This is a genomic window from Pseudomonas sp. JS3066, assembly GCF_036328175.1.
GTDB lineage: Bacteria > Pseudomonadota > Gammaproteobacteria > Pseudomonadales > Pseudomonadaceae > Metapseudomonas.
Genome location: NZ_CP143312.1, coordinates 5892503 through 5913750, shown reverse-complemented (window position 1 = coordinate 5913750; position 21248 = coordinate 5892503). Strand labels below are relative to the sequence as shown.

17 protein-coding genes and 1 riboswitch are annotated in these 21248 nt (G+C 64.5%); of the genes, 11 read left to right on the top strand and 6 right to left on the bottom strand.

What is annotated here, in order from left to right; translation table 11 throughout:
* Nucleotides 1-13 precede the first annotated feature (13 nt).
* From epd to SA496_RS27735, 3 genes are all read right to left on the bottom strand, one after another.
* Nucleotides 14-1063, bottom strand: coding sequence for an erythrose-4-phosphate dehydrogenase (epd, locus tag SA496_RS27745; RefSeq protein WP_120653516.1), 1050 nt, complete (start codon nucleotides 1061-1063; stop codon nucleotides 14-16).
* A 98-nt stretch (nucleotides 1064-1161) separates the two neighbouring features.
* Nucleotides 1162-3162: a transketolase gene (tkt, locus tag SA496_RS27740; protein WP_120653517.1), complete on the bottom strand. Its 2001-nt coding sequence runs from the start codon at nucleotides 3160-3162 to the stop codon at nucleotides 1162-1164.
* Nucleotides 3163-3266: 104 nt separating this feature from the next.
* Complete coding sequence (locus SA496_RS27735) at nucleotides 3267-4400, bottom strand: TDT family transporter (RefSeq protein WP_120653518.1); 1134 nt, start codon at nucleotides 4398-4400, stop codon at nucleotides 3267-3269.
* A gap of 111 nt (nucleotides 4401-4511) precedes the next feature.
* Here SA496_RS27735 and SA496_RS27730 point away from each other — a divergent pair, with 111 nt between their 5' ends.
* From SA496_RS27730 to ligB, 4 genes are all read left to right on the top strand, one after another.
* A complete protein-coding gene (locus SA496_RS27730; protein WP_120653519.1) occupies nucleotides 4512-5393 on the top strand; it encodes a LysR family transcriptional regulator in 882 nt (293 codons plus the stop codon).
* A 77-nt stretch (nucleotides 5394-5470) separates the two neighbouring features.
* Nucleotides 5471-6472, top strand: coding sequence for an ArsR/SmtB family transcription factor (locus SA496_RS27725; protein WP_120653520.1), 1002 nt, complete (start codon nucleotides 5471-5473; stop codon nucleotides 6470-6472).
* 19 nt (nucleotides 6473-6491) lie between these two features.
* Nucleotides 6492-7682, top strand: coding sequence for a methionine adenosyltransferase (gene metK / locus SA496_RS27720; protein WP_120653521.1), 1191 nt, complete (start codon nucleotides 6492-6494; stop codon nucleotides 7680-7682).
* A 171-nt stretch (nucleotides 7683-7853) separates the two neighbouring features.
* Nucleotides 7854-9524, top strand: coding sequence for an NAD-dependent DNA ligase LigB (gene ligB, locus SA496_RS27715; protein ID WP_330114785.1), 1671 nt, complete (start codon nucleotides 7854-7856; stop codon nucleotides 9522-9524).
* Here ligB and SA496_RS27710 read toward each other — a convergent pair.
* The 3 genes from SA496_RS27710 to SA496_RS27700 all read right to left on the bottom strand — a co-directional run bounded on the left by SA496_RS27710 (nucleotide 9518) and on the right by SA496_RS27700 (nucleotide 11135).
* Complete coding sequence (locus SA496_RS27710) at nucleotides 9518-9970, bottom strand: c-type cytochrome (protein WP_120653523.1); 453 nt, start codon at nucleotides 9968-9970, stop codon at nucleotides 9518-9520. The two genes, ligB and SA496_RS27710, sit on opposite strands and share 7 nt — an antisense overlap.
* A gap of 283 nt (nucleotides 9971-10253) precedes the next feature.
* Nucleotides 10254-10640: an MAPEG family protein gene (locus SA496_RS27705; protein WP_330114784.1), complete on the bottom strand. Its 387-nt coding sequence runs from the start codon at nucleotides 10638-10640 to the stop codon at nucleotides 10254-10256.
* A 105-nt stretch (nucleotides 10641-10745) separates the two neighbouring features.
* The gene (locus tag SA496_RS27700; RefSeq protein ID WP_120653525.1) at nucleotides 10746-11135 is read right to left on the bottom strand and encodes an acyl-CoA thioesterase; all 390 of its coding nucleotides are present in this window, start codon (nucleotides 11133-11135) and stop codon (nucleotides 10746-10748) included.
* A gap of 185 nt (nucleotides 11136-11320) precedes the next feature.
* A riboswitch (S-adenosyl-L-homocysteine riboswitch) is annotated at nucleotides 11321-11447 on the top strand.
* 22 nt (nucleotides 11448-11469) lie between these two features.
* On the opposite strand from SA496_RS27700, the gene ahcY reads away from it, so the two are divergent.
* From ahcY to SA496_RS27665, 7 genes are all read left to right on the top strand, one after another.
* Entirely contained in the window at nucleotides 11470-12879 is a 1410-nt protein-coding gene (gene ahcY / locus SA496_RS27695) for an adenosylhomocysteinase (protein WP_120653526.1), read from the top strand.
* A 94-nt stretch (nucleotides 12880-12973) separates the two neighbouring features.
* The gene (metF, locus tag SA496_RS27690) at nucleotides 12974-13819 is read left to right on the top strand and encodes a methylenetetrahydrofolate reductase [NAD(P)H] (protein ID WP_330114783.1); all 846 of its coding nucleotides are present in this window, start codon (nucleotides 12974-12976) and stop codon (nucleotides 13817-13819) included.
* A 384-nt stretch (nucleotides 13820-14203) separates the two neighbouring features.
* The gene (locus tag SA496_RS27685) at nucleotides 14204-16033 is read left to right on the top strand and encodes a DUF1302 domain-containing protein (protein ID WP_330114782.1); all 1830 of its coding nucleotides are present in this window, start codon (nucleotides 14204-14206) and stop codon (nucleotides 16031-16033) included.
* Between the two features lie 23 nt (nucleotides 16034-16056).
* Nucleotides 16057-17418, top strand: coding sequence for a DUF1329 domain-containing protein (locus SA496_RS27680; protein ID WP_330114781.1), 1362 nt, complete (start codon nucleotides 16057-16059; stop codon nucleotides 17416-17418).
* A gap of 287 nt (nucleotides 17419-17705) precedes the next feature.
* Complete coding sequence (locus SA496_RS27675; protein WP_330114780.1) at nucleotides 17706-18632, top strand: LysR family transcriptional regulator; 927 nt, start codon at nucleotides 17706-17708, stop codon at nucleotides 18630-18632.
* Nucleotides 18633-18777: 145 nt separating this feature from the next.
* A complete protein-coding gene (locus SA496_RS27670) occupies nucleotides 18778-19959 on the top strand; it encodes a M20 aminoacylase family protein (protein WP_153918768.1) in 1182 nt (393 codons plus the stop codon).
* Nucleotides 19956-21245 (top strand): MFS transporter, encoded by a 1290-nt coding sequence (locus SA496_RS27665; RefSeq protein WP_330114779.1) that lies wholly within the window; start codon nucleotides 19956-19958, stop codon nucleotides 21243-21245. The genes SA496_RS27670 and SA496_RS27665 overlap by 4 nt, the downstream gene beginning before the upstream one ends.
* Nucleotides 21246-21248 lie beyond the last annotated feature (3 nt).

The following is a 21248-nucleotide window of genomic DNA, read 5'->3' as shown; positions in this document are numbered from 1 at the left end:
CGGGGGCTGGTAGTTAACGAGAAGCAGCGGAAACCCGCAGATAGTGGTCTGCGGTATCGAGCATACGGTTGGCGAAGCCCCATTCGTTGTCGAACCAGGCCAGCAGGTTGACCAGGCGCGGGCCGGACACACGGGTCTGGCTGCCGTCGACGATGGCGGAATGGGGATCGTGGTTGAAATCGCAGCTGGCGTGGGGCAGCTCGGTGTAGGCCAGGAGACCTTTCAGCGGACCGCTTTCGGCGGCTTCGCGAAGCACACGATTGATTTCAGCGGCCGACGTGTCGCGGGCAGTCTGCAAGGTGATGTCCAGGCAGGACACATTCACCGTCGGCACCCGGATCGCCTTGGCCTGAATGCGCCCGGTCAACTCAGGCAGCAGGCGCTCGATACCACGGGCGAGCCCGGTGGATACCGGAATCACCGACTGGAAGGCGGAGCGGGTGCGGCGCAGGTCTTCGTGGTGGTAGGCGTCGATCACGGGCTGGTCGTTCATCGCCGAGTGGATGGTAGTAATGGAGACGTACTCCAGACCCACGGACTCGTTGAGAAGTTTCAGCAGCGGTACGCCGCAGTTGGTGGTGCAGGATGCGTTGGACACCAGTTTCTCGGTGCCGGTCAAGCTGTCCTGATTGACGCCAAAGACGATGGTGGCGTCGATGTCCGACTCGTTGGACATCGGCTGGGACAGCAGCACACGCGGCGCGCCGGCAGCGAGGAAACGCTCGGCCTGCTCGCGGTGCGTGTACTGGCCGGAGCACTCCAGCACCAGATCCACGCCCAGGGCGGCCCAGTCGATGCCCTCAGGCTCGGCGTGGCGCAGCACCTTCACGCAGTCGCCGTTGATGTGCAGGCAATCGCCGTCCACGCGGACTTCGCCAGGGAAGCGGCCGTGGGTGGAGTCGAAGCGGGTCAGGTATTCGATGCTGGCCTGATCGGCCAGGTCGTTCAGCGCGACGATCTCGAAGCTCGCCCCGCCACTACGCTCGTGGAGCGCGCGCAGCACGCAACGGCCAATGCGGCCGTAGCCGTTGAGGGCGACTTTGAAGGGGCGGTTGCTTGGCATGGTGCGCTCGCAGGGCCGGAAAGGAAGAAGAAACCCCGTAGGAGCGAGCCTGCTCGCGAAACAAACGCTTCGCGAGCAAGCTCGTTCCTATTAACGGGTCAGACGTCGAGCAGTTCTTCGGCGGTGGCGACGATGTTGTCGACGGTGAAACCGAAGTGTTCGAACAGTGCAGCGGCCGGCGCCGACTCACCGAAGGTGGTCATGCCGATCACGCGACCTTCCAGGCCGACGTACTTGTACCAGAAGTCCGCATGGGCAGCTTCGATGGCGATACGCGCGCCAACCTGTACCGGCAGCACGGCCTGCTTGTACGCGGCGTCCTGCTGGTCGAACAGGCTGGTGGACGGCATGGACACCACGCGCACCTTGCGACCGGCGGCGGTCAGCGCCTCGAAGGCCTGGACAGCCAGGCCCACTTCGGAGCCGGTGGCGATCAGGATCAGTTCCGGTTCGCCGTCGCTGTCCTTCAGCACATAGCCGCCACGGGCGATGTTCGCGACCTGGTCAGCGTCGCGAGCCTGGTGGGGCAGGTTCTGGCGGGAGAAGATCAGCGCGCTCGGGCCATCATTGCGCTCGATGGAGGACTTCCAGGCCACGGCGGATTCCACCGCGTCGGCCGGACGCCAGGTGTTCAGGTTCGGGGTGCAGCGCAGGCTGGCCAGTTGCTCCACCGGCTGGTGAGTCGGGCCGTCTTCGCCCAGGCCGATCGAGTCGTGGGTATAGACGAACAGCACGCGCTTCTTCATCAGCGCAGCCATGCGCACGGCGTTGCAGGCGTATTCCATGAACACCAGGAAGGTGGCGCCGTAGGGAATGAAACCGCCGTGCAGGGCGATGCCGTTCATGATGGCGCTCATGCCGAACTCGCGAACGCCGTAGAACAGGTAGTTGCCAGAGGCATCCTCGGCGGACACACCCTTGCAGCCCTTCCACAGGGTCAGGTTGGAGCCGGCCAGGTCAGCCGAGCCGCCGAGGAATTCCGGCAGCAGCGGGCCAAAGGCATTCAGGGCGTTCTGGCTGGCCTTGCGGCTGGCGATGGTTTCGCCCTTGGCGGCCACCTCAGCGATATAGGCATCGGCCTTGGCGGAGAAGTCGGCCGGCAGCTGGCCCTTGATGCGGCGCTGGAATTCAGCGGCCAGTTCCGGATGGGCGGCGGCGTAGGCCTTGAAGCGCTCGTTCCACTCAGCCTCGCGAGAGGCGCCGGCGGCCTTGGCGTCCCACTCGGCGTAGATGTCGGCCGGGACTTCGAAGGGCGCATGGTTCCAGCCCAGGGCGGCGCGGGTCAGGGCGATCTCGTCGTTGCCCAGCGGGGCACCGTGGCACTCTTCCTTGCCCTGCTTGTTCGGCGAGCCGAAGCCGATCACGGTCTTGCAGCAGATCAGGGTCGGACGGTCGCTGGACTTGCGCGCGGTCTCGATGGCGGTCTTGATCTCATCGGCGTCATGGCCGTCGACGTTGCGGATCACCTGCCAGCCGTAGGCTTCGAAGCGCTTCGGAGTGTCGTCGGTGAACCAGCCGTGGACTTCGCCATCGATGGAGATGCCGTTGTCATCGTAGAAGGCGACCAGCTTGCCCAGACCGAGTGTGCCGGCCAGTGCGCAAACTTCGTGGGAAATGCCTTCCATCATGCAGCCATCACCGAGGAACACATAGGTGTTGTGGTCGACGATGTTGTGGCCGTCACGGTTGAACTGGGCAGCCAGGGTCTTTTCGGCGATGGCGAAGCCAACAGCGTTGGCGATGCCCTGGCCCAGCGGACCGGTGGTGGTCTCGACGCCGGCGGTATAGCCGTATTCCGGGTGGCCCGGAGTGCGACTGCCGAGCTGGCGGAAGTTCTTCAGGTCTTCGATGGTGAGGTCGTAGCCGGTCAGGTGCAGCAGCGAGTAGTTCAGCATCGAGCCGTGGCCGTTAGACAGCACGAAGCGGTCACGGTTGGGCCATTCGGGGTTGTTCGGGTTGTGCTGCAGGTAATCCCGCCAGAGCACTTCGGCGATATCGGCCATCCCCATGGGGGCGCCGGGGTGGCCGCTGTTGGCTTTCTGCACAGCATCCATGCTTAGGGCACGAATGGCATTGGCACGCTCACGACGGCTGGGCATCGCTTATCTCCTGCAGGTCTGAATAGACGGCTAATCGAAAAAAGGCCGCTATTTTCGCCCAGCCGGCAGGTCGCGGGCAATCACAGATGGTCGCTGTTCACCGGTCAGTTGCGCGAAAGTCCTCCCGCAGCCGCAAGGCAGGGCGCCTGGAACAGCTCTCCGTGCCAGAGTCCGGCCAGTGTCCGCGCCATCACTTGCAGCCAGATCAGCGCCAACCCGAGCGCCAGCGCCGCGCCAATCGGCCCGAAGAAGTCCATGCCGGTGCGCCGCTGGAGTTCAAAGGTGGCCAGGGTGAACACCGCCAGGGGGAAGGTGAAGCCCCACCAGCCCAGGTTGAATCGCATGTCCTGGCGCAGGTGGCGACGGGTGCAGAACAGCGCCATCACCAGCCACCAGAGCGCGGCGCCCCACAGCAGCAGGCTACCCAGCAGGCCAAGATCACGAGCGAGTTCCGCCACGCCCGCCAGTGGCGTGTCGGCAAAGGCAGCGGGCATGGCCTTGCCCAGGCTCAACAGCCCGAGGCAGCCAGTGGCCAGCGGCCCGACTGGCAGCCAACTGGTGGCGGCGAATTCGCTGCCCGGCAGCTTGTGCAGGGCCAGGCGCAGCAGCACCAGAGTGATCAGCGAGAACGCCAGGCTAAGGGACACGCCCCATAGCAGGTAGCCGACCACCAGCATCTGCCGCGCTGCTTCCGGGGCAAGATGCGGCGCCAGCACTCCGGCTGCGGCGGCGGCCACTTCCGGCGCGACGATGGGCAGCAGCCAGACTGCAGTGAGCTTCTCCAGGGCGTGATCCTGGCGGGTGAACATCAGGTAAGGCACCAGCAAGGCTGCGCCCAGGGCCAGCACCACATCCAGCCACCAGAGGCCATGGGCAAGGGCGATCACCTGGGAGCCCCAGTGCGGCGCGCCAAACAGCACCAGGCCATTGATCAAGGTCGCCAACCCCATGGGGATGGCGCCGAGGAACATCGACTGCACCGGGTGCAACAGCATGGGCCGCACGGTGTCGCGGAACAGCAGGACGCGGGCAAGGAACAGCAGGGCGAAGCCGCCAAAGAGCACGGCGTTGAACAACCACAGGCCTTCCGCAAGCTGCGCCTCGATCGCCCCGCCCCAAGGCAGTGCCGCCACCACCAATGCCAGCGCGCCAGTACCCATGGTCATGGCAAACCAGCTGGGCGTGAACTGACGAACGAAGGCGAAGGGTTCGGCAAGACGGGTGAAGGGGCGAGGCATCGCGGACTCCGGTCGGGTGATCCCGTGGCGGGATGAATGTCGGAGCCAGAGTAGGGAGCGCTGTGCTATATGAAAAATACATATTCAGCATCTTTGGCATGCCTTTCATCTATGAATCTTCATCACCTCAAGGTCTTTCTCGCGGTCGCCGAGAGCGGCAGCGTCAGCGCCGGTGCAGCACGCCTATTCATCAGCCAGCCGGCGGTGACACGGGAAATCCGTGACCTGGAAGCCAGCATCGGCCTGCCACTGTTCGATCGACGCCCGCGCGGAGTGAGTCTGACCGAAGGCGGCCAGCGGCTGCTGCATTACGCCCAGCGCATCTTCGCCCTGGAGGAAGCAGCCGAGCGCGACCTGCGCGGTTTCGCCAGCCTGGACGATGGCGAACTGCGCCTGGGGGCCAGCGCCACCCTGGGCAGCTACCTGCTGCCGGAGTTGATCGAGGGCTTCCACCGACTGCACCCCTGCGTGGCGATCGACCTGTCCGTGAGCAATACCCGCGAGGTGGCCGCGCAACTGGAGGACGGCAGCATCAGCCTGGGATTCGTGGAAGGCGCCTTCGATGAGCAGGCCTTCGCCAGCCACCTGCTGGACCGTGACCGCCTGCTCCCGGTTGCCGGACCGGCGCACCCATTGGCCGGGCGCAGTGGACTCGACGCACGGGAGCTCGCCGGTCAGCCCCACTACCTGCGCGAGGAAGGCTCAGCCACCCGCGCCAGCGTCGAGCAGGCCTACCGCGAGCGCGGCATAGAAGTGCGCGCGCGCATGTCCATCGGCAGCACGGAAGCGCTCAAGCGGCTGGTGCAGGATGGCCGTGGCATTGCCTGGCTCTCGCCGCACATGGTTCGCGAGGAACTGGCCAGCGGCCGTCTGGTACGCCTGGAGGTAGCGGACCTGCGTATCGAGCGCTCTTTGCATGCCATCTGGCGGCCGAAGCAGAACCTGAGCCCCGCCCCGGCCGCTTTCCTCGATCTGGTGCGAAAGGCCGACTAACCGTCGATCACCCAATATCAAAACTTTTTGATATTGGCATTGCGACGACCGGGACCGGGGGCTAGACTGCGCCACCTATGAGCCTGCGCGTACCCCAGATCCGTCATGACGACAGCGACGAGCTGGCCGCCCTGTGCAAGGCCGGCGGTGATCCGCTGCGCCTGAACGTGCTGCGGGTGCTGGCCAACGACTCGTTCGGAGTGCTGGAGCTGGCGCAGATTTTCGCCACCGGCCAATCCGGCATGAGCCACCACCTCAAGGTGCTGTCCCAGGCAGGCCTGGTGGCCACCCGGCGCGAAGGCAACGCGATCTTCTATCGCCGTGCCCTGGCGCAGAACGAGCGGATCGGCGGCATGTTGCACGCGGCCCTGCTGGCCGAAGTGGACGAGCTGGAGCTACCGACAGACATCGCCGGGCGCATCACCGAAGTGCATGCCCAGCGCGAAGCGGTCAGCCGCGACTTCTTCGCCCGTGCGGCGGAAAAATTCCAGGCGCAGCAAGACCTCATCGCAGGATTGCCGCAATACCGTGACAGCGTGCTGGCATTGCTTGACGCACTGGGTTTCGAATCCGGCTCCACCGCCCTGGAAGTCGGCCCCGGCGACGGCGGTTTCCTGCCAGATCTGGCACGGCGATTCAGCCAGGTCACGGCGCTGGACAACAGCCCGGCCATGCTGGAACTGGCGCGCATGCGCTGTAACGAAGAAGGCCTCGGTAACGTAGAACTGCGACTGACCGATGCCCTGAATGACGAGCAGGCGGCCGCCGACTGCGTGGTGCTGAACATGGTCCTGCACCATTTCGCGGCGCCGGCCGATGCGATGAAACAATTGGCCCAGCGAGTGCAGCCTGGCGGCGCGCTGCTGGTGACCGAGTTGTGCAGCCACAACCAGAGTTGGGCCAGGGAGGCCTGCGGCGATCTATGGTTGGGCTTCGAACAGGACGACCTGGCCCGTTGGGCCAATGCCGCGGGGCTCACGCCCGGCGAGAGCCTCTACATTGGCTTGCGAAACGGCTTTCAGATTCAGGTGCGGCACTTCGCCAAACCGGATTCACGAAGCGAACTCACCCACCGGTAACGAATAGGAAAACCGATAGATGAGCGAATACTCCCTGTTTACCTCCGAATCCGTGTCCGAAGGCCATCCGGACAAGATCGCCGACCAGATTTCCGATGCCGTCCTCGACGCCATCATCGCCCAGGACAAGCACGCTCGCGTTGCCTGCGAAACCCTGGTCAAGACTGGCGTTGCGATCATCGCCGGTGAAGTCACCACCTCCGCCTGGGTCGACCTGGAAGAGCTGGTGCGCAAGGTCATCATCGACATCGGCTACGACAGCTCCGACGTCGGCTTCGACGGTGCCACCTGCGGCATCCTGAACATCATTGGCAAGCAGTCCCCCGACATCAACCAGGGTGTTGACCGCTCCAAGCCGGAAGACCAGGGCGCCGGTGACCAGGGCCTGATGTTCGGCTACGCCAGCAACGAAACCGACGTGCTGATGCCTGCCCCGATCTGCTTCTCCCACCGCCTGGTGGAGCGTCAGGCCGAAGCGCGCAAGTCCGGCCTGCTGCCGTGGCTGCGTCCGGACGCCAAGAGCCAGGTCACCTGCCGCTACGAAGGCGGCAAGGTCGTCGGGATCGACGCCATCGTGCTGTCGACCCAGCACAACCCCGACGTGAAGTACTCCGACCTGCGCGAAGGCGTGATGGAGCTGATCGTCAAGCACGTGCTGCCGGCCGAGCTGCTGCACAAGGACACCCAGTTCCACATCAACCCGACCGGCAACTTCGTGATCGGCGGCCCGGTGGGCGACTGCGGCCTGACCGGTCGCAAGATCATCGTCGACTCCTACGGCGGCATGGCCCGTCACGGTGGCGGCGCATTCTCCGGCAAGGACCCGTCCAAGGTTGACCGTTCGGCTGCCTACGCCGGCCGTTACGTGGCCAAGAACATCGTCGCCGCCGGTCTGGCCGAGCGTTGCGAGATCCAGGTGTCCTACGCCATCGGCGTGGCCCTGCCGACCTCCATCTCGATCAACACCTTCGGCACCGGCAAGATCAGCGACGAGAAGATCGTCCAGCTGGTTCGCGAGCACTTCGACCTGCGTCCGTACGCGATCACCAAGATGCTCGACCTGCTGCACCCGATGTATCAGCCGACCGCGGCCTACGGCCACTTCGGTCGCAATCCCTATGAAATGACCTACGGCGAAGACACCTTCACCGCGTTCACCTGGGAGAAGACCGACAAGGCCGAAGCCCTGCGCATCGCCGCCGGCGTCTAAGCCCTGACCGATCTGCAGAAAGCCCCGCCTCGTGCGGGGCTTTTTGTTGGGCAACCGGGGCGATCCCGAATGCCCACAACCAACCACGCCCGAACGGACAAGCGATTCAGCGCCCGCTGACAAATCCCGCTCCTAGACTGGCCGCCTTCCCGATGAGCAAGGAGGCTCGCCATGAAACCCTGGACATCCCTTCTCTTCTTCCTTCCCGGCCTCGCCCTGGCCGACGCCTGCCCTGATTGGCAAAGCGACCGCGCCAAAGCCGAACTTGCATCCCTCGCAAACCGAATCGCCGACTGGGATTTCGCCTATCACAGCGAGGGCCGCGCGACGGTGGACGACGAACTCTACGACCAGGCCCGTACGCGACTCGCCCTCCTGCGTGACTGCTTTCCCGATGCAGCATCGCCAGTACGCGATCCCCTTGCGGGCAACCCCGGCAAGACCCTCCATCCGGTTGCTCAGACGGGCCTAGACAAGTTGCGGGACATCGACGACCTGCGCCGTTGGATGGGCCAACGCCGTGACCTCTGGGTCCAGCCCAAGGTGGATGGCGTAGCCGTCACCCTGGTCTATCGCGAAGGCCGCCTGGTCCGGGCCATCAGCCGGGGCGACGGCAGCCAGGGGCAGGACTGGACGCATCAGGCCAGGCGCATTGCCGCCGTTCCCGAGCGTCTGGCCGGCATCGACGACGCCATACTCCAGGGTGAGCTGTACTGGCGGCTGGAAGGCCATGTACAGGCACAACGCGGGGGCCAGGGTGCACGCGGCAAAGTAGCCGGATTGCTCAATCGACGGGCGCTGGCCAAGCACGATGCCCGCGGCATTGGTTTCTTCGCCTGGGACTGGCCGGACGGGCCGGCGCAGATGGAAAAGCGCCTGCAAGGCCTTCAGGCCATGGGTTTCGCCGATGCCGTGGCGCTGAGCCGTCCCGTCGCAAGCGCCGAAGAAATCGCTGCCTGGCGCGAACGCTGGTACCGCTCGCCACTGCCGTTTGCCAGTGACGGCATCGTCATTCGCCAGGGTACGCGGCCCGCGGCAGGGAGTTGGAAGCCGCAACCGCCGAACTGGGCCGTGGCCTGGAAGTACCCGTTCGCCAAGGCCTTGGCGGAGGTGCGTTCAGTAGCGTTCAAGGTGGGGCGCACCGGTCGGGTCACGCCGCTGCTGAAACTGTCGCCGGTCGAACTGGATGGCCGGCGCATACAACGCGTCGGCCTTGGCTCGCTCAGGCGTTGGCATGAACTGGATATCCGCCCCGGCGACCAGGTCGCCATTGCACTGGCCGGTCTCACCATTCCACGGCTTGAATCCGTGGTTTTGCGTGCTACCGAACGGCCCTTGGTGGAGGCGCCTTCGCCCAGCCGTTATCACGCCCTCAGCTGCTTTCGCCCGGAACCCGGTTGCCAGGAGCAGTTCCTTTCACGCCTTGAGTGGCTGGGTGGCCCCAAGGGCCTGGCGCTGGAAGGGCTGGGACGCGGAACCTGGGCGCGTTTGGAACTGAATGGCCTGTTGGGCTGGTTGGATCTGGACGCCGCCGCATTGGCGGCTAGGCCGGGCATCGGCGCGACGCGCGCGACCGCCCTGGCGGAAATTTTCCAGCAAGCCCGTGGGCGGCCTTTCAGGCAATGGCTGCACGCGCTGGGGGTACCGCCCGCAGGCGCGAAGGAGCCGGAGGGGGGCTGGAAGGCGCTGGCGGGCAGGACAGCCGCGCAATGGCAAAAACTGGCGGGCGTCGGGCCGGGCAAGGCCAGACAACTGGTGGCCTTCTTCCAGCACCGCGAGGTACTCGCGCTGGCGGACCACCTTGAGGTCACCGGGGTAGATGGATTTTCCGCGCCTCAGTAGGCGCGGAACTCCTTGTGACAGGCCTCGCAGCTGTCTTCTACCTTCTGCACCAGCGGCGCAACGCCCTGGGCGGTAACCGGACGGGCCTGGGCTGCGCTGGCAAGCTGGCCTGTGCTGGCCTCGAGCTCACGCACCAGTTCCTTGAAACGCTCCTGGCGCTGCCAGACCTCGTCACGAGCAGCGCTGTCCGCGTCGCCTTCCTGAACCTGCGGGAAGTGCTGCCAGGGCTCGCGGGACAGTTGGTCGAGCTTGGCCGCCCCAGTGGCGAAGCGCTGCTCGTCGAAGCTGATACGGCCGCGCAGCATGCCGCCGAGATCCTCGCTGGTGCGCAGCATCTCCTTGAAGATCGCCTGGCGCTTGCCCAGCGGCGAATTGGGGTCCACGCCACCGCAGGCGGCAAGGCCCAGGCAGGCGGCAGCAAGGATCAGAAGCTTCATGGCTTTCATCGACAGGATCACGGGTAGGACTGGAGGCGGGCGACAGTATCCCCACCTGTCCGGCAAATACCAAGCCTGGCGACAGTTTGTCGCAGAACATGGAATTGGAGATCCGCGCCGTAGCGACGCGCTTCTCCAGCCACAATCAGGTCGTTCGCAGCCAAGGAGAAAACCGATGAAGCGACACCTTTCCCGCCCGCTCGCCCTGATCGCCAAACGCCAGGCCAAGCTGGAGGAGGTGCCAGCCGAGCTGGCCGCCGCGCAAGAGGCCTGGGACCGCTGACCGCGGGGATCAGACGGAAACGACGAACACTGCCACGATCAAGCTCATGCCGGCGAACCACACCACGGAACGCAACGCAGCCCAGTCGGCCAGGTAGCAGATGAAATACAGCACGCGGCTGGCGATGAAGGCGACAGCGAGCATATCCAGAGTGTCCTGGCTGGCGGTGCCGGCCAGGTGGCCGATGATCACCGCCGCAACGAACGCCGGAGTGACTTCGAAGGCATTGAGCTGCGCGTTGTGGGCGCGCTTGCGCCAGCCATCGAGACTGGCGAGAAACGAGCGCGGATCGTGGTTCTGGCGGAAACCGAAATCACCCCCGGTGAACTTGGCCGCGGCGGTGGACAGGTAGGGCAGGAACAGCGCGATCAGTACGCACCAGTAGGCAAGGGTCATGGCAGCTCCGTGAGGGTCGGGTCAGGCGGCGAGCCTGCCCTCCCCTTTCACACACAGCCATGGCCGGCCGTTCGCAATGATCGGCACCTCGGCCAATGGCGCGGCCTATTCCTTGAACTGGTCCTTGATGTAGGTGATCTCCCGCTTGCCATGGGGCGCCGGCAAGCCATCTTCGCCAATGTTGACGAAGACCATCTTGTCGATGGTCAGGATGCTCTTGCGGGTGATCTTGTTACGCACTTCGCAACACAGGGTGATCGAGGTGCGGCCGAACTCGGTGGCGGTGATGCCCAGCTCGATGATGTCGCTCTGGCGCGCCGAGCTGACGAAGTTGATCTCGGAGATGAACTTGGTGACCACGCGCTGGTTGCCGAGCTGGATGATGGCGTAGATGGCCGCTTCCTCATCGATCCACTTCAGCAGGCTGCCGCCGAACAGCGTGCCGTTGGGGTTGAGGTCTTCGGGCTTGATCCATTTACGCGTATGGAAGTTCATGCAACGTCCTCCTTGTGTGGGATGGAATGGATCATGAACGGCCATCCACCGCTTGTCGCGGCAAGGCTTTCAATGGCGGCGATAGGTGCTCGTCGGGGCGACGGAAAGCCTTGGGCTTGCCCGCCAGCGTCGCTATAATCCGCAGGTTTTCCAAACGACCGGCACAGCCCGGTCGTTCCCGCCTCCCTTCCGAGGGGCGCTGCAGCAAGTGGTGCCTGTTTCGAATCAGGCTCCGCCTGTCAGGCTCGGAAGGGGCGTAGACCCGGTCGGCAACCCGCTGATCGACAAACGCATCAACGGCGCCCATTCGCACACTACGAATGGAGACTCACGCATGAGCGCTGTCATGACGCCTGCCGATTTCAACGACTTCAAGGTCGCCGACATTTCCCTGGCCGCCTGGGGCCGCCGCGAGCTGATCATCGCCGAATCCGAAATGCCCGCCCTGATGGCCCTGCGCCGCAAGTACGCCGGCCAGCAGCCCCTGAAAGGCGCGAAGATCCTCGGCTGCATCCATATGACCATCCAGACCGGCGTGCTGATCGAGACCCTGACCGCCCTGGGCGCCGAAGTGCGCTGGTCGTCCTGCAACATCTTCTCTACCCAGGACCAGGCCGCTGCCGCCATCGCCGCCGCCGGTATCCCGGTCTTCGCCTGGAAGGGCGAGACCGAGCAAGAGTACGAGTGGTGCATCGAGCAGACCATCCTCAAGGACGGCCAGCCGTGGGACGCCAACATGGTGCTGGACGACGGCGGTGACCTGACCGAGATCCTGCACAAGAAATACCCGCAGATGCTTGAGAAGATCCACGGCATCACCGAAGAAACCACCACTGGCGTGCACCGTCTGCTCGACATGCTCAAGGCCGGCACCCTGAAAGTCCCGGCGATCAACGTCAACGACTCGGTGACCAAGAGCAAGAACGACAACAAGTACGGCTGCCGCCACAGCCTGAACGACGCCATCAAGCGCGGCACCGACCACCTGCTGTCGGGCAAGCAGGCACTGGTGATCGGCTACGGCGACGTGGGCAAGGGCTCGGCCCAGTCCCTGCGCCAGGAAGGCATGATCGTGAAGGTTTCCGAGGTCGACCCGATCTGCGCCATGCAGGCCTGCATGGACGGCTTCGAAGTCGTTTCCCCGTACAAGAACGGCCTGAACGACGGCACCGAAGCCAGCGTCGACGCCGCGCTGCTGGGCAAGATCGACCTGATCGTGACCACCACCGGCAACGTCAACGTGTGTGACGCCAACATGCTCAAGGCCCTGAAGAAGCGCGCTGTGGTCTGCAACATCGGCCACTTCGACAACGAAATCGACACCGCCTTCATGCGCAAGAACTGGGCCTGGGAAGAAGTGAAACCCCAGGTGCACAAGATCCACCGCACCGGCAATGACGGCTTCGACCCGCTGAACGAGGACTATCTGATCCTGCTGGCCGAAGGCCGCCTGGTTAACCTGGGCAACGCCACCGGCCACCCGAGCCGGATCATGGACGGTTCCTTCGCCAACCAGGTGCTGGCGCAGATCCACCTCTTCGAGCAGAAGTTCGCCAACCTCTCGGCTGACCAGAAGGCCCAGCGCCTGACCGTGGAAGTGCTGCCGAAGAAGCTGGACGAAGAAGTGGCCCTGGAAATGGTCAAGGGCTTCGGCGGCGTGGTCACCCAGCTGACCCGCCAGCAGGCCGACTACATTGGCGTGACCGTGGAAGGCCCCTTCAAGCCGGACACCTACCGCTACTGATGGTCCGGGTGGACGGGCCCGTCCCGTTCACCCCCGTTTTCAGCCTGGCGGAGGGTACGCCCTCCGTCTCTAGCTCCCGAGCCTGGAAAGACCCATGTCCCAAGAACGCCGTTACAGCTTCGAGTTCTTCCCCGCCAAGACCGAAGCCGGGCACGAAAAACTGATGGCCACCGCCCGCACACTGGCCAACTACCAGCCGGATTTCTTCTCCTGCACCTATGGTGCCGGCGGCTCCACCCGCGACCGTACCCTGCAGACCGTGCTGCAGCTGGACGGCGAGGTGAAGGTGCCTACCGCCCCGCACCTGTCTTGCGTCGGCGACAGCAAGGCCGAACTTCGTGCCCTGCTGGCCCACTACAAGGACGCCGGTATCCAGCGCATCGTCGCCCTGCGCGGCGACCTGCCATCGGGCATGGGCATGGCCAGCGGCGAGCTGCGCTTTGCCAACGAACTGGTAGAGTTCATCCGTGCGGAAACCGGTGACCACTTCCATATCGAAGTCGCCGCCTACCCGGAAGTCCACCCCCAGGCGCGCAGCTACGAGGCCGATCTCGCCAACTTCGTGCGCAAGGTCAAGGCCGGCGCCAGCAGCGCGATCACCCAGTACTTCTTCAACGCCGACAGCTACTTCTACTTCGTCGAACGTGCTCGCAAGCTGGGTGTGGATATCCCGGTGGTACCGGGAATCATGCCGATCACCAACTACAGCAAGCTGGCCCGCTTCTCCGACGCCTGCGGCGCGGAAATCCCGCGCTGGATCCGCAAGCAACTGGAGGCTTATGCCGATGACGTGCAGAGCATCCAGTCCTTCGGCGAGCAGGTGATCACCGAGATGTGCGAACAGCTCCTCCAGGGCGACGCCCCTGGCCTGCACTTCTACACCCTGAACCAGGCTGAACCGAGCCTGGCGGTCTGGAAGAACCTCAACCTGCCGCGTTGAGTTCTGCGTAGAAGACAAGAAGGCCGGGCACTGTCCCGGCCTTTTTATTTATGTACAAGCGATTTGAATCGCGAATGAATTCGCTCCCACAATCGGTGCCGGTTTCGCCAGTACGCCGCATCACCCTCACATCCTGCTTATCGGGATAACCCCCGGTTATTTGCGGCCAGCGCCCACCAGATCGGTGTTTCCGGGTTTCTGCTCCCTCCCCGTCGCTTCCCGCACGTCCACCATCCTCACCTTTGGCTATGGGCATAAGGATTATTCAGAGGTCAGGACGCCACCGCCTTACCTAGGATGCCCCCGCACCTGTCATCAGGCTGCAAAGAAGCGTGTGCCCGGCGGGTCTTTCCGCGGGCCTTCTTTGACCAGGCGGAGAGCATCATGAAAAGAACAACAAAAGGCGCGGGGACCATGTATCCCAGCGTTCTGGCCCTGGCTGTAGCACTCTCGAGCGCGCAACCTGCAAAAGCCGCCAGTTTCAATATCGGGGAAATCGAGGGACGTTTCGACTCGTCGCTGTCCATCGGCGCCAGCTGGGCGATGGACGAGGCCGACGCTGCCTTCATCGGCAAGGCCAACGGTGGAACCGCGTCGACCCGCACCAGCGACGACGGACGACTGAATTTCAAGAAGGGCGAAACCTTCTCGAAGATCTTCAAGGGCATCCATGACCTCGAACTCAAGTACGGCGACACCGGCGTCTTCCTGCGCGGCAAGTACTGGTACGACTTCGAGCTGAAGGATGAGCACCGCCCGCTCTACGACATAGACGACAGCGGCCGCGACAACGCGGCCAAATCATCCGGCACCCAGCTGCTGGACGCCTTCGTCTACCACAACTACCTGATCGATGACCTGCCGGGCAGCGTGCGTGCCGGCAAACAGGTGGTGAGCTGGGGCGAAAGCACCTTCATCGGCAACGGTATCAACGCCATCAACCCCACCGACGTTGCCTCGTTCCGTCGACCGGGCTCGGAGATCAAGGAAGGCCTGATCCCGGTGAACATGCTCTACGCCACCCAGGGCCTGACCGAGAACCTCTCGGTGGAAGGCTTCTACCAACTGGAGTGGGACAAGACCGTTCTGGACAACTGCGGCACCTTCTTCGGCAGCGACACCGCGCCCCAGGGTTGCAACCTCGGCATGACCACTTTCGGCACCGACTTCGATCGTGACCCTGCACGCTATGGCTGGGTACCGCGCGAGGCCGACGACGACGCCCGCGACGGCGGCCAGTTTGGCGTGGCCCTGCGCTGGCTGGTACCGGAGCTGAACGACACCGAGTTCGGCTTCTACGCGCTCAACTACCACAGCCGCACCCCGGAGAGCGTGTGGACCGTGGGCCGCCCCAGCCTGGCCGCCATCAACGGCGCGCCAGGCCCGGCGACTGCACGCTACCACCTGGCCTACCCCGAAGACATCCGCCTCTACGGCATCAGCTTCGCCACCACCACCCCGGATGGCACCGCGTTGTCAGGCGAGATCAGCCACCGGCCGAACATGCCGCTGGCGCTCAATGGCACCGATGTTTCCACCGCGGCCAGCGTTGGCCAACTGACGGACCTGCTGCGCCTCAAGGGCCTGGCAATCTTCGATACCGACTGGGCCGACACGGCGCCCGGCAGCCCGGTGCAGGGCTACAAGCGCATGCCCTTCACCCAGGCCCAGGTCACGGCGATACACAGCTTCGACCAGGTGCTGGCCGCGGACCGCCTGAACATCGTCGGCGAGGTGGGCTTCAGCCATATCGGCGACCTCGGCTCCACCGACGGTACCGACCTGCGCTTCGGCCGCAGCAGCGTCTACGGCATGGGCTCGCTGGCGGGGGACGGCACCGCGACCATCCCCGGTGTGGGCACGCTGCGCGGCAACCAGCTGTGCACCCGCCTGCTTAACACCGCTAACCCCGACCAATGCACCGACAAGGGTTTCTATACCCAGAACTCCTGGGGTTACCGCCTGCGCGCGCAACTGGAGTTCAACGACGCCATCGCCGGTGTGAACCTAAAGCCCAACCTGGCCTTCGCCCATGACGTCGAGGGCTACGGCCCGTCCTTCACCGAAGGCAACAAGTCGGTGAGCGTCGGCCTCGACGCCGACTACCTGTCCACCTACACCGCCAGCCTGAGTTACACCGACTACTTCGGCGGCGACTTCAACACCAACACCGACCGCGACTTCCTCGCCTTCAGCGTCGGCGCGAGCTTCTGAGGTCCCTGCACATGAGATTGAACATGATCGATTCACGACTCCTGCGCGCCGGCTGCATCGGCCTCGGCCTGATCGCCACCCAGGCATTGGCCGCAGTGCCTGTCGACCAGGCCACGCGCCTCGGCGCCGACCTCACGCCCATAGGCGCGGAGAAGGCCGGCAATGCCGATGGCAGCATCCCGGCCTGGACCGGTGGCCTGGCCAAGGACGCCGGCACCCGCGATGCCGATGGTTTCCTTTCCGACCCGTATGCCGCCGACCAGCCGCTGTTCACCATCACTGCGCAGAACGCCGAGCAGTACAAGGACAAGCTGACCCCAGGCCAGTTGGCCTTGTTCAAGCGCTACCCGGACAGCTACCGGATTCCGGTGTACCCGACCCGTCGCTCCATCAGCCTGCCCCAGGGCTACCTGGACGCCAGCCGCGAGAATGCCACCCACACCCAGCTGGCGGAAAACGGCAACGGCCTGCAGAACTACAAAAGCGGCGGCCTGCCCTTCGCCATCCCGAAGGACGGCCTGGAGGTGATCTGGAACCATATCGGCCGCTACCGGGGGCTGTCCCTGCAGCGCCAGGTGGTGCAGGCCTCGCCCCAGGCCAATGGCGCCTACACGCCGAGCCTGGTCAAGCAGCAGTTGGCCTACCCGGTGGGCCTCTCCGATTACTCGCCCACGGAGATGGAGAACATCCTCTACTTCTACCGCGAGGAATTCCTCTCTCCGGCGCGCTTGGCCGGCGGTGTGCTGCTGATCCACGAGACCATCAACCAGGTCAAGGAACCGCGCATGGCCTGGCAGTACAACGCCGGCCAGCGCCGCGTGCGTCGCGCGCCGCAGATCGCCTACGACAGCCCCGGCGCCGAAGGCATGCGTACCCTGGACGACTTCGACATGTTCAATGGCGCGCCGGATCGCTTCGACTGGAAGCTGGTGGGCAAGCAGGAGCTGTACATCCCCTACAACTCCTACAAGCTGGGTTCGCCCAAGCTGAAGTACAGCGACATCATCAAGCCCGGCCACCTCAATCCTGAGCACACTCGCTATGAGCTGCACCGTGTCTGGCATGTGACCGCGACCCTGAAGCCGGGCCAGCGCCACATCTATTCGCGACGCGATCTCTTTATCGACGAAGACAGCTGGCAAGCCGCCGAAGCAGACGCCTACGACGGTCGCGGCAACTTGTGGCGCGTTTCCGAAGGTCATACCAGCTTCTTCTATGATCAGCAGATGCCCCTGTTCAACGCCGAGACCCACTACGACGTGCAGTCTGGTCGCTACGCGGTGAATGCTCTCTACAACGAAGAGAAGAACGCCTACCAGTTCGGCATCAACTACAGCCGCAAGCAGTTCACTCCCAACGCCCTGCGCGCCACGGGTATCCGCTGATTTGCATCGTGCTCCACCTTGGCGGCCCTCGGGCCGCCTTTTTCTTGACCGGATCGGGCCATGGACACCTTGTAGGGGCGATTTCAATCGCCAGGCAGGCCGAAGGTCTGCCCTTGAATACTGCTGGGGGCAGCTACGCCACCCTTGGCGAATGAGTTCGCCCCTACGGGAGAAGCGAATCCGCGAACGCTCTGCATAGCCGCACCGGCTGAAACGTCTCTTTACAGCACCCGGCCCACTTTTTGCCTTACAGTCGGCCCCACCACCGAACTCATCCGGGCCCATTCATGAAGTTGCACCAGCTCCGCGCCATTGTCGCGATCTGCGAGAGTGGCAGCATCCAGGAAGCCTCGCGGCTGCTCCACATTTCCCAGCCCGCCCTGTCCAAGGGCATCAAGGAACTGGAAGCCGAACTCGGCGTACCTCTGCTGGTGCGTTCCAACCGCGGCATCACCCTCACCGAATTCGGCGAGCGCCTGGTACGCCGCGCGCGGCTGATCCTCGAAGAGGTGCGCCGCGCCCGTGACGAGATCGAAACCCTCAAGGGCGTCATGGACGGCAAGGTCTCCATCGGCGTCTCTCCGGTAACGCCCGGCGCCCAGTTCATCGCCAGCCTCAACCGCTACCGCAAGCGCTACCCCAAGGTGCAGGTGCAGATCCACGAATTGCGCCCCTCCAAGCTGATGGAGGGCCTGCGCGAAGGCCTGCTGGATCTGGTGCTCACCTCCCTGCCCGCCTCCCGCAGCAGTGACGGCTTCCACTGGACCGAACTGTTCACCCAGCCGACGGTGCTTGCCGTGCGCAAAGGCCATCCGCTGCGCCATGTGCGCACCCTGAACGAGTTGCGCGACCAGGAATGGCTGCTGCAGGACTCACTGGAGCAGTCACGGGTCGGCTGGATGTTCGAGAACTATCAGGTGGAGCCGCCGGAGCGGATCATCGAATGCGCCTCGGTGGTGTTGTTCTCCGAACTGGCGCTGAATACCGATGCGATTAGCTATTGGTCGCTGCGGGTCCTCGACCATGTGCGCAAACTCGGCCAGGAACTGGAGATGATCGATCTGGTGGAACAGGTGCCGCCGATGAACATCTCGCTGGTGTGCCGCGACCAGGAACTGATGACGCGCGAAGCCCAGGCGCTCACCGACGAGCTGGTCTACGCCTACAAGAACCCCGCTGCCAAGGCCGGCCAGTCGCTGAACCCCACCTCCTGAGGCAATCCGCCTCGTCCCACCGTGCTGCCGTCGCCGCAGTGCGTGCATAACCAAAGCCGATACGCATGCCCAGAGGTGATTATCCCGGCCACCCTGGGCTGCGGCATGCTGCGCGCCATGCTGAACACGACAACAAGGGCAAACCATGCAGCTCATCCCACAGATCCTGGCCTGGCAGGATGAATTCGCGCAGATTCGGCGCCAGATCCACCAGCATCCCGAACTTGGCTTCGAGGAACGGATCACCAGCGAATTGGTGGCCGGCTACCTTCGCCAGTGGGGCTATGAAGTTTTCGCGGGCGTCGGCGGTACCGGCGTCGTCGGCGTGCTGCGCAACGGCAGCAGTGCGCGCAGCATCGGTATCCGCGCCGACATGGACGCCCTGCCGATCCAGGAAGAAAGCGGCGTCCCCCATGCCAGCTGCGAAGCCGGCAAGATGCACGCGTGCGGCCATGATGGGCACACCACCATCCTGCTTTGCGCAGCACGCTACCTCGCCGAAACCCGCCGGTTCGACGGCACCCTCAATCTGATCTTCCAACCCGCAGAGGAAACTCTGGGTGGTGCGCGACGCATGATCGAAGACGGCCTGTTCGAGCGCTTCCCCTGCGATGCGGTCTACGCACTGCACAACATGCCGGGACTGCCGGTGGGGGCTTTCCTGACCCAGCCCGGCGCCATGAGCGCGTCGTCCGACGTGGCGACCATCCGCCTGATCGGCGTCGGTGGACACGGCGCCATGCCACACAAGGCCCGCGATCCCATCGTCGCTGCCGCCGAGTTGTTGCTGGCGCTGCAAACCATCGTCGCGCGCAACGTGCCAGCCGGCGAAGTGGCCGTGGTCACCGTCGGCGCCATCCAGGCCGGTGAGGCCCATAACGTGATCCCGGATGTGGCCACGCTGAAGCTCAGCGTTCGCTCCACCCATCCGGATATCCGCAAGCTGCTGCGCCAACGTATCAGCGAGATCAGCCAGGGCGTCGCCCAGGTCCATGGCATCGAGTTGGACCTGGACTACGAAGAGCGCATCGGCGTGCTGATCAATACCCCAGCCGAAACCGCACTGCTGCAACAGGTGGCGCGTGAGCTGGTGGGTGAGGAAGCGGTGCTGACGAGCGTTCCCAGCGGTTATCTCGGCAGCGAGGATTTCGCCTCCATGCTGGAAGTGCGGCCCGGCTGCTACATGGTGCTGGGTAACGGCAACAGCGGGCCGAGCGGCTGCATGGTCCACAACCCCGGCTACGACTTCAACGACGCGGCCATCCCTTTCGGCGCCAGCCTCTGGGCACGCCTGGTGGAAACGAGCCTGAACGAGGCAAACGCATGAACGCCCCTTCCGACAGCCGCCGCCCGCTGGTGGTAGCGCTGCTGATGACCGTGATGGTCATCAGCGTGCTCGACAAGAGCATCTTCGCCTTCGCCGGCCCGCAGATCATCGACGAGCTGAAGCTCTCACCCGAGCAGTTCGGCTTCATCGGCAGCGCATTCTTCTTCCTCTACTCCATTTCCGGCGTGCTGGTGGGCTTCCTCGCCAACCGCCTACCGAGCCGCGGCATCCTCGCCGGCATGTCGGTGGTGTGGATGGCCGCCCAATTGTTGACTGCCCTTTCCAGCAGCCTCTTCGCCCTGGTGGCGAGCCGCATGCTGCTTGGCGCCGGCTGCGGCCCAGGCACCGCGGTAACCCAGCACGCCTGTTTCAAATGGTACGACCGGCGTGAGCGAGTCCTTCCCGCTGCCTTGATCCAGGTGGCGATCATGCTCGGAGCCATCCTCGGCGCACTCTCGCTGCCGCTGCTGATCCAGCACCTGGGCTGGCGCTCCGGCTACCTGATCCTCGCCACCATCGGTCTCGTCTGGCTGGTGCTGTGGTTGATGGTGGGCCGCGAGGGCGGGCACGATGACGCCGAGAACGAACCGGGCCATGGCGCCGTGTCCTACCGCCACCTTTTGCTGAACCGAACTTTCGTCTTCATCACCCTGTCCGGCTTCTGCACCTACCTGCCCACGGCACTGATCTACAGCTGGGTTCCCACGTATCTGCAAAAGGGCCTGCACATGAGCCCAATGCAATCCGGCTACGTGGTAATGGCAGCCACTGTCGGGGTGATCGTCCTCAACCTGGTGGTTTCCGGCCTCTCCCAGCGCGCCCTCAAGCGTGGCGCCAGTGTGCGGGTGGCCATGGCCCTGCCGCCAGTGGTGGCCTGCCTGATCGGTGGCGTCGCCCTCAGCTTGATGGGCTTCTTCGAACAGGGCCTGCTCGCCACGCTAGGCCTCTACCTGCTGGGCGGGATCGTGGTGAACCTGCTGCCCGCCTTCGCCAACTCCATCGTCGCCTACATCGCCCCAGCCCGACAGCGCGGCAGCATGTTGGCCATCCACATCGGCCTGATGACCAGCGCCGGCATGCTCGCCCCCCACGTAGTCGGCCAGGCCATCGGTTGGGAAGGCGGCGATCTGGTCCTCGGCTTCGAGTTGGCCGTCGGCCTGTTCGGTACAGCCCTGCTGGCCGGAGGCCTGCTGGGCCTGTTTCTGATCGACCCCGAGCGCAGCCGCCAGAAACTCGCCGCTCGCGCAGCCCAATCCCCCAACGCCCCGGCCCCGTGCCAGGCCTGAGTC

Coding starts and splice junctions, on each gene's coding strand:
- SA496_RS27705 (WP_330114784.1), bottom strand. CDS start 10,640: ATGACCCTTGCCTACTGGTGCGTACTGATCGCGCTGTTCCTGCCCTAC.
- tkt (WP_120653517.1), bottom strand. CDS start 3,162: ATGCCCAGCCGTCGTGAGCGTGCCAATGCCATTCGTGCCCTAAGCATG.
- SA496_RS27670 (WP_153918768.1), top strand. CDS start 18,778: ATGCAGCTCATCCCACAGATCCTGGCCTGGCAGGATGAATTCGCGCAG.
- SA496_RS27700 (WP_120653525.1), bottom strand. CDS start 11,135: ATGAACTTCCATACGCGTAAATGGATCAAGCCCGAAGACCTCAACCCC.
- epd (WP_120653516.1), bottom strand. CDS start 1,063: ATGCCAAGCAACCGCCCCTTCAAAGTCGCCCTCAACGGCTACGGCCGC.
- SA496_RS27710 (WP_120653523.1), bottom strand. CDS start 9,970: ATGAAAGCCATGAAGCTTCTGATCCTTGCTGCCGCCTGCCTGGGCCTT.
- SA496_RS27685 (WP_330114782.1), top strand. CDS start 14,204: ATGAAAAGAACAACAAAAGGCGCGGGGACCATGTATCCCAGCGTTCTG.
- SA496_RS27725 (WP_120653520.1), top strand. CDS start 5,471: ATGAGCCTGCGCGTACCCCAGATCCGTCATGACGACAGCGACGAGCTG.
- SA496_RS27665 (WP_330114779.1), top strand. CDS start 19,956: ATGAACGCCCCTTCCGACAGCCGCCGCCCGCTGGTGGTAGCGCTGCTG.
- SA496_RS27680 (WP_330114781.1), top strand. CDS start 16,057: ATGATCGATTCACGACTCCTGCGCGCCGGCTGCATCGGCCTCGGCCTG.
- ahcY (WP_120653526.1), top strand. CDS start 11,470: ATGAGCGCTGTCATGACGCCTGCCGATTTCAACGACTTCAAGGTCGCC.
- SA496_RS27735 (WP_120653518.1), bottom strand. CDS start 4,400: ATGCCTCGCCCCTTCACCCGTCTTGCCGAACCCTTCGCCTTCGTTCGT.
- SA496_RS27675 (WP_330114780.1), top strand. CDS start 17,706: ATGAAGTTGCACCAGCTCCGCGCCATTGTCGCGATCTGCGAGAGTGGC.
- metF (WP_330114783.1), top strand. CDS start 12,974: ATGTCCCAAGAACGCCGTTACAGCTTCGAGTTCTTCCCCGCCAAGACC.
- ligB (WP_330114785.1), top strand. CDS start 7,854: ATGAAACCCTGGACATCCCTTCTCTTCTTCCTTCCCGGCCTCGCCCTG.
- metK (WP_120653521.1), top strand. CDS start 6,492: ATGAGCGAATACTCCCTGTTTACCTCCGAATCCGTGTCCGAAGGCCAT.
- SA496_RS27730 (WP_120653519.1), top strand. CDS start 4,512: ATGAATCTTCATCACCTCAAGGTCTTTCTCGCGGTCGCCGAGAGCGGC.